This is a genomic window from Thalassospira profundimaris (assembly GCF_003326795.1).
GTDB lineage: Bacteria > Pseudomonadota > Alphaproteobacteria > Rhodospirillales > Thalassospiraceae > Thalassospira > Thalassospira profundimaris_C.
Genome location: NZ_JPWI01000014.1, coordinates 142590 through 149527, shown reverse-complemented (window position 1 = coordinate 149527; position 6938 = coordinate 142590). Strand labels below are relative to the sequence as shown.

Here is a 6938-nt window from a genome sequence, read left to right as displayed (position 1 = left end):
AGATCGGTTTTGTAGATTACCAGCCGGTTTCAAGAAGATCGTTCGCATCACCAAGTGTTCTCTGTGCCGGTGTGCGCACCGGCCCAGAGTGCTGTTGAGTGGTGATCGGAAGCAGGGCGGCCATCGGACTAGAGGTTTTCGGCAAGCAGGATTTCTACACGAATGCGTTCCTGTGAAGCGAGGGTTTCGCGATTTTCGCATTTGGCCCGCAAGGTCCGAACAGCGCTGCGAACGATATGTCCCGGGTCTTGATTGATCAGAGCATCCAGTCTGTTGTCACGCAATGCCTGTTCGGTCGAGGGGGTGCGTTCATGAGCAATGGTGATCAGCTTGCTGCCCCCACGCAGTTGTTGGGCAAAATCGATTGCAACGCGGGCTTCCGATCCCATGATGTAAAGCCCGACAATATCATCATGGGCGGCAAAAGCGTTCTTCAGAACAACACCTGTCCGCTCCTGATAGCCGTGTGTTTCAAGTGTAGGCAAGGCGTGAAGATGCGGATAGTTCGGCGTCAACACGCGATCAAAGCCCAGTCGACGCTCGAGGCTGTCGCGTGCCTGCATGGTCTCGGCCAGCACCAGAATTGATCCGCTGACATTGCCCAGGAAGCGGGCCATCAGTCGACCTGCCGTTGCCCCGGCGGCAACGTTATCAATTCCGACGAATGACTGGCTGTCTTCTTCCTGTTGATTGGAAATGATTGCGACGGTCTCGATCCCGCGTTCACGCATACGATGCAGGGCGTCACGAATCTGCGGGGTTTCAGGGGCCATGATCGCAATGCCATCATAATCATCAGCAGACAGGCGCGACAGGGTTTTGGCAGCACGGTGCGGATCGTGTTCGTCTATGCGCACAATTTTGGTCTGGATCATTTCAGCGCGACTGGCTTGGTCAAATTCGGAAATATGCTTGAGAATCACATCAAGAAATTCGTCGCCAGAGCGCGGAACGACAAAGCCGAAGCGATATCCCTTTTGGCGGGCCAGCGTTGCAGCGACCTGATTGCGTTCGAAACCAATACGCGCAATTGCTTCGTTAACGGCATCGATCGTCTTTTGCCGAACGCCGGATCGACCATTGAGTACGCGATCAATGGTTGCAAGGCTCACACCGGCCGCTTTGGCGAGGTCTTTAGTTGTTGGTCTCATTTATTTTGCAGGCCCAAATCGCTCTGTTTTTCTTATCTTACCCTCAACCATTGAGCGCGTCTCCGCAAGAAATTTGAGGTGCGTAACTCAAAAAATGCTCATTTTGAGGTGCGTACCTCAAAAACTTGTGGTAGAAGTGCGTCAGTCGCTAAAAAGCCGCGACATTCCAACGGGAGGAAAAATAAAATGAAATCAGTAGGTTTGAAGACGCTTGCCGCAACGGCAATCGTTGCCGGTTCGCTACCGGGTGTAGCATCGGCAGAAGATCTGACCCTGTGCTGGGCGGCGTGGGATCCTGCAAACGCCTTGGTCGAGTTGTCCAAAGACTTCGAGGCCAAAAGCGGCAATACCATGCATTTCGAATTCGTGCCTTGGACGTCGTTTGCGGATCGCATGCTCAACGAGCTTAATTCCGGCGGCAAGCTGTGTGATCTGATGATCGGGGATAGCCAGTGGATTGGCGGTGGCGCCGAAAACGGTCACTACGTCAAACTTAATGACTTCTTTGCCGCCAACAATATCGACATGGCCGATTTTATTCCGGCAACAGTTACCGGTTACGCCGAATGGCCGAAAAATACCCCGAACTACTATGCGCTTCCGGCCTTTGGTGATGTGGTTGGCTGGACCTATCGCAAGGACTGGTTCGAGCGTCCGGAAATCCAGAAAGAGTTCAAGGCCAAGTACGGTCGTGACCTTGGTGTTCCGGTAACCCTTGAAGAGCTTAAGGACATTGCGCAGTTCTTCCAGGGGCGCGAAATTGATGGCACCACTGTTTACGGTGCCGCGATCTATACCGAACGCGGTTCGGAAGGGATCACAATGGGCGTCACCAACGCCCTTTATAACTACGGTTTCCAGTACGAAAACCCCAACAAGCCCTATGACCTTGACGGCTTTGTGAATTCCGACGGTGCGGTTGCCGGTCTTGAATATTACAAGGACCTCTATGACACCGCGACCCCTCCGGGATCGTCGAACTGGTATATGAGCGAAGATATCGATGCTTATAAGTCAGGTCAGGTTGCTCTTCAGATGAACTTCGCCTTCATCTGGCCGGGCGTCGAGGCCGACCCGAATGTGGGCCATGGCAAGTCCGGCTATTTCCCCAACCCTGCAGGACCGGCAGGTCAGTTCGCCCAGCTTGGCGGTCAGGGGATTTCTGTCGTTGCTTATTCCGACAAGCAGGATGCCGCACTTGAATATATCAAATGGTTCGCCCAGCCTGAAATTCAGGCGCGCTGGTGGGAACTTGGTGGCTATTCTGCCCTGCGTGCTGTGGTCGAGGACCCTGGATTTGCAAGCAGCCAGCCCTATGCGCAGACCTTCCTTGATAGCATGGCGATCGTGAAGGATTTCTGGGCTGAACCTGCCTATGCCGATCTGCTTTTGTCAATGCAGGAGCGCGTCCACAACTATGTCGTTGCCGGTGAAGGCACGGCCAAGGAAGCGCTTGACGGTCTGGTCAAGGACTGGACCGAAGTCTTTGAAGACGAAGGCAAGCTCTAAGTCCCGGTTTTCCGGGACGATTGGATCTGGACCGGTCCCGGCGCGGCGTGATCACGCCGGGACCAATCCTGCGACCAAGTAGAGACTGTGTGGGATAACCACGCGGCTAAGGGCATCAATAATGAACAATATTCCGATCGAGAAGATCGCCAAGGCAACGCCAGACAGCGTGGCGCGCCATATTCGTGGCCTGTCAGATCGAAGCATTGCCTGGATATTCGTCGCACCGACGATTTTCCTTTTGCTGGCGATCAATATCTTTCCGCTGATCTGGACCGTATGGCTCAGTTTTACTAACAGCCGGGTGAACCGCCCCAATCGAGCTGTCGAATGGGTTGGTCTGCGCAACTATGAACGTATCCTGACGGACAGCGACATCTGGCACACGATGCAGGCAACAGCGCATTTCCTGATCTGGACCATCGTCTTGCAGGTACTGATCGGCTTCATGCTGGCATTTCTGATCAACAAGAAATTCAGGGGGAATGACCTTTGGACGACGATCATCGTCTTCCCGATGATGCTGTCGCCCGCGGTTGTCGGCAATTTCTGGACATTCCTGTATCAGCCGCAAATTGGCCTGTTCAACTATGTCATCGCCTTCTTTAGCGGTGCCGACTCGGCAAGCTTTTCCATGATCGGGGATGTCGATCTTGCCCCTTGGGCGATCATTATTGCCGATACATGGATGTGGACACCGTTTGTGATGCTGATCTGTCTTGCCGGTCTTCGGTCCATCCCCAACAGCATCTATGAAGCCGCCGAATGCGACCGTGCCTCGAAATGGCGTCAGTTCTGGACCATTACCATTCCGATGGTATTGCCATTCCTGATGCTGGCAGTCCTGTTCCGCGGGATCGAGAACTTCAAGATGTTTGATCTTGTGGTGCAGCTGACTGGTGGCGGACCGGGCAATACGACAACCTTGACCTCAATTGATCTGAAACGCGAAGCCTTTGAAAAATGGCGCACGGGATATTCGTCGGCCTATGCCGTGATCCTGTTTGTGACCGTGTTTGGCCTTGCATCGATCTATGTCAAAGCGCTGAACAAGGTAAAAGAAAGATGAGTTTTTCTGTTACAGAACCAAACAAGGGAACCAAGTGGTTCGCCGGGGTGCTTGTTGTCGGCTATGCCTTGATCACGATCGCCCCGTTACTATGGATCATTGCGACCGGGTTCAAATCCCCCGCTGATTCCATTGCCTATCCGCCCAAAGTTGTGTTCGAGCCATCACTGGAAGGCTATGTGAACCTCTTTACCGAGCGGACCCGTGCAACGCCCGACATGCTTGAAGCGCAGGGCGAACCAAAAAACTGGTACGAACAGATTGCGCGTGATCAGGGGACTGTCATTAGTGGTCCGTCGCGCTATGGCGAGCGGTTTCTGAACTCGGTCATCATCGGGTTTGGCTCTACCGCACTTTGCATGATCCTCGGGACGGCTGCGGCCTATGCGTTCAGTCGGTTCCGTGTGCCGCTCAAGGATGATCTTCTGTTCTTTATCCTGTCGACCCGCATGATGCCGCCAATTGCAGTCGCTATTCCGATCTTTTTGATGTTCAGGAACCTTGGTCTGAATGACACCCATCTGGGCATGATCCTGCTTTATACCGGGGTGAACCTTTCATTGTCGGTGTGGCTGTTAAAGGGCTTCATTGATGAAATCCCCATCGAATACGAAGAAGCAGCGCTGATTGATGGCTATACCCGGTTTCAGGCCTTCTACAAGGTGGTATTGCCACAGGCGGCAACCGGTATCGCATCAACGGCAATCTTCTGTCTGATCTTTGCCTGGAACGAATATGCCTTTGCTGTTCTTCTGACCTCAGGCACAGCACAGACCGCCCCTCCCTTTATTCCAACAATCATTGGTGTTGGCGGCAAGGATTGGCCTGCGGTGGCGGCGGGTGCCACCATCTTCCTTGTGCCGGTCATGGTCTTTACCATTTTGCTGCGTAAACATCTGTTGCGCGGGATCACCTTCGGAGCGGTACGCAAATGAATGATTTCATCAACGGATTATTTAGATTGCGCCGCGGGCCCTGGGAAATGGTGGCATCGGTTTTGATCGCACTCGGCGTGATCATGCTGATGCAGCCTGTTGCGATCACGCTATATACCTATTCTTTCATTATCACGCTGACGGGAACTGTAATGTTCATCGTCGTCAGCCACTTCCCGGAGTGACCCATGGCACAGATAAGAATTGAAAACGTGCGCAAGGAATTCGGGGCATTTACAGCGGTTCAGTCTTCGAGTTTCACCATTGAAGATGGCGAATTCTTTATGCTTCTTGGCCCGTCAGGCTGTGGCAAGACCACAACGCTTCGTATGATGGCCGGGCTTGAACTGCCGACAAGCGGACAGATCTATATCGATGGCGAGGAAGTCGGTCAGAAACCGGCAAGTCAGCGTGATATTGCCTTTGTCTTTCAGATGTTTGCACTTTATCCGCACATGAATGTACGGGGCAATATCAGCTATCCGCTTAAAAGTCAGGGAATGAAGTCGGCGGATGTGAACAAGAAAGTCGGCGAGGTCGCCGAAATTCTTGGCATCAACGACATCCTTGATCGTCCAGTGGGCGGTCTTTCGGGCGGTGACCGTCAACGTGTTGCGCTGGGGCGTGCGATTGTGCGTGATCCCAAAGCATTCTTTATGGATGAACCGCTTGGGGCGCTTGACGCCGAATTCCGTGAACATATGGCAGAAGAGTTGCGTGCCTTGCATGACCGGATGGGGGCGACCACCGTTTATGTCACCCATGACCAGCTTGAAGCGATGCAGATGGGCGACAAGATTGTCGTGATGAATCACGGTGTTGTTGAGCAGTTTGGTGTTCCTCAGGACATTTATGACTGGCCCGCAACCAAGTTTGTCGCCCAGTTTATCGGATCGCCTCCGATGAATTTTCTTGAGTTCGAGGGGATGATTGGCACCGGTGGTACGGAAGTCCGGCTTAATGATGTTGCCATCCAGGTGCCCGCAAGTCGCGAAGGTGCCAATGGCAAACTGACATTTGGTGTGCGGCCAGAACATGTGAAGTTTGATGACACGGCGGAATATCGGGGGCGCGTGATCGCAACCGAATATCTTGGAACGACCCAGATCGTGACTTTTGATACGCCCAACGGGCTGCTCAAGGCACGGGTCGCAAGTCATGAAGCTGTCAATGACGGACAATTGATAGGCCTTGGGTTTGATCCAAGAACGATCACCTTGTTTGACGCCCGGCAGGGACGAGCATTGCGGTCAGAAGGAAACGAAGGAGTACTTCGTCATGGCTGAGGTAAGTTTAAGCGGTGTCACCAAGCGTTTTGGTGCTGATGTGGCACTTGATAATGTCACAATGACAATTCCCGACGGGTCGTTTGTGGTTCTTCTTGGGCCGACCGGGGCGGGCAAGACAACGACACTTCGAATGGTGTCGGGGCTTGATGTACCTGATGCAGGTCACATCATGATCGACGGGCGTGACATGACCGGGCTGACACCCGCCCAGCGCGATGTCGCCATGGTGTTCCAGCAATATTCGCTGTATCCGCATATGACGGTGCGTGAAAATCTGGAATTCCCGCTGAAATCCCCGATCCTGAAAACCCCGCAAGATCAGATCAGGCGCAAGGTCGATGAAATCGCCGACATCCTTCAGATCAGGCACAAGCTTGATAATAAGGCGACCGAGCTTTCAGGTGGTGAAATGCAGCGCGTCTCAATCGGTCGTGCACTGGTCCGTAAACCTTCGGTCTATCTGATGGATGAACCACTGAGTTCTCTGGATGCGAAATTGCGTGCGGACCTCAGGGTGGAGCTTAAATCCATTCAGGCGGATTCAGGGGCAACATTGCTTTATGTTACTCACGATCAGATCGAAGCCATGACCATGGCAACCCATGTCGGAGTGCTAGATCACGGGCGGCTGGTGCAGTTCGGCTCCCCGCGCGAGATTTATGAAGACCCGGTCAGCATCTATGCGGCCAGTCGTCTTGGTCAGCCGCGCATCAACGTTCTGCCAGCTGACGTTTTTGCCGGTGCGCCCAGCGGCGCCGTCAATATCGGCCTGCGCCCCGAACAGATCATTCAGGGCGAGGGTGAGGACAGCTTTGTTCAAAGGGTGGAGCATCTGGGGGATCAGACCCGGCTTCATCTGACATTCAAGTCGCATGACCTGATTACGGTCACAGACGCGCATACCGAACTTAAAAACGGTGACATCGTTAAAATTCGTCCGAGCAAACCATTCTACTTCGGCGCCGACGGCGCTCGGGTGGCCTGA

The 6938-nt window shown here is 53.5% G+C and carries 7 protein-coding genes; 6 read left to right on the top strand and 1 reads right to left on the bottom strand.

The window, feature by feature from the left end:
• Positions 1-128: 128 nt before the first annotated feature.
• Positions 129-1151 (bottom strand): LacI family DNA-binding transcriptional regulator, encoded by a 1023-nt coding sequence (locus tag TH30_RS18680; protein WP_114099622.1) that lies wholly within the window; start codon positions 1149-1151, stop codon positions 129-131.
• A gap of 186 nt (positions 1152-1337) precedes the next feature.
• On the opposite strand from TH30_RS18680, the gene TH30_RS18675 reads away from it, so the two are divergent.
• From TH30_RS18675 to TH30_RS18650, 6 genes are all read left to right on the top strand, one after another.
• Positions 1338-2660 (top strand): ABC transporter substrate-binding protein, encoded by a 1323-nt coding sequence (locus TH30_RS18675; RefSeq protein WP_114099621.1) that lies wholly within the window; start codon positions 1338-1340, stop codon positions 2658-2660.
• A gap of 121 nt (positions 2661-2781) precedes the next feature.
• The gene (locus TH30_RS18670) at positions 2782-3729 is read left to right on the top strand and encodes a carbohydrate ABC transporter permease (RefSeq protein ID WP_114099620.1); all 948 of its coding nucleotides are present in this window, start codon (positions 2782-2784) and stop codon (positions 3727-3729) included.
• Positions 3726-4664, top strand: coding sequence for a carbohydrate ABC transporter permease (locus tag TH30_RS18665; RefSeq protein WP_114099619.1), 939 nt, complete (start codon positions 3726-3728; stop codon positions 4662-4664). Before TH30_RS18670 ends, TH30_RS18665 begins: the two co-directional genes overlap by 4 nt.
• Positions 4661-4849 carry a hypothetical protein gene (locus tag TH30_RS18660; protein WP_114099618.1) on the top strand — a complete coding sequence of 63 codons (189 nt, stop codon included), beginning with the start codon at positions 4661-4663 and terminating at the stop codon, positions 4847-4849. The genes TH30_RS18665 and TH30_RS18660 overlap by 4 nt, the downstream gene beginning before the upstream one ends.
• A 3-nt stretch (positions 4850-4852) precedes the next feature.
• The gene (locus tag TH30_RS18655; protein WP_114099617.1) at positions 4853-5950 is read left to right on the top strand and encodes an ABC transporter ATP-binding protein; all 1098 of its coding nucleotides are present in this window, start codon (positions 4853-4855) and stop codon (positions 5948-5950) included.
• Positions 5943-6938 (top strand): ABC transporter ATP-binding protein, encoded by a 996-nt coding sequence (locus TH30_RS18650; RefSeq protein WP_114099616.1) that lies wholly within the window; start codon positions 5943-5945, stop codon positions 6936-6938. The genes TH30_RS18655 and TH30_RS18650 overlap by 8 nt, the downstream gene beginning before the upstream one ends.

What these genes read in the sequence shown, in the direction of transcription:
- TH30_RS18680 (WP_114099622.1), bottom strand. Translation starts at nt 1,151, where the DNA reads ATGAGACCAACAACTAAAGACCTCGCCAAAGCGGCCGGTGTGAGCCTT.
- TH30_RS18650 (WP_114099616.1), top strand. Translation starts at nt 5,943, where the DNA reads ATGGCTGAGGTAAGTTTAAGCGGTGTCACCAAGCGTTTTGGTGCTGAT.
- TH30_RS18660 (WP_114099618.1), top strand. Translation starts at nt 4,661, where the DNA reads ATGAATGATTTCATCAACGGATTATTTAGATTGCGCCGCGGGCCCTGG.
- TH30_RS18655 (WP_114099617.1), top strand. Translation starts at nt 4,853, where the DNA reads ATGGCACAGATAAGAATTGAAAACGTGCGCAAGGAATTCGGGGCATTT.
- TH30_RS18665 (WP_114099619.1), top strand. Translation starts at nt 3,726, where the DNA reads ATGAGTTTTTCTGTTACAGAACCAAACAAGGGAACCAAGTGGTTCGCC.
- TH30_RS18675 (WP_114099621.1), top strand. Translation starts at nt 1,338, where the DNA reads ATGAAATCAGTAGGTTTGAAGACGCTTGCCGCAACGGCAATCGTTGCC.
- TH30_RS18670 (WP_114099620.1), top strand. Translation starts at nt 2,782, where the DNA reads ATGAACAATATTCCGATCGAGAAGATCGCCAAGGCAACGCCAGACAGC.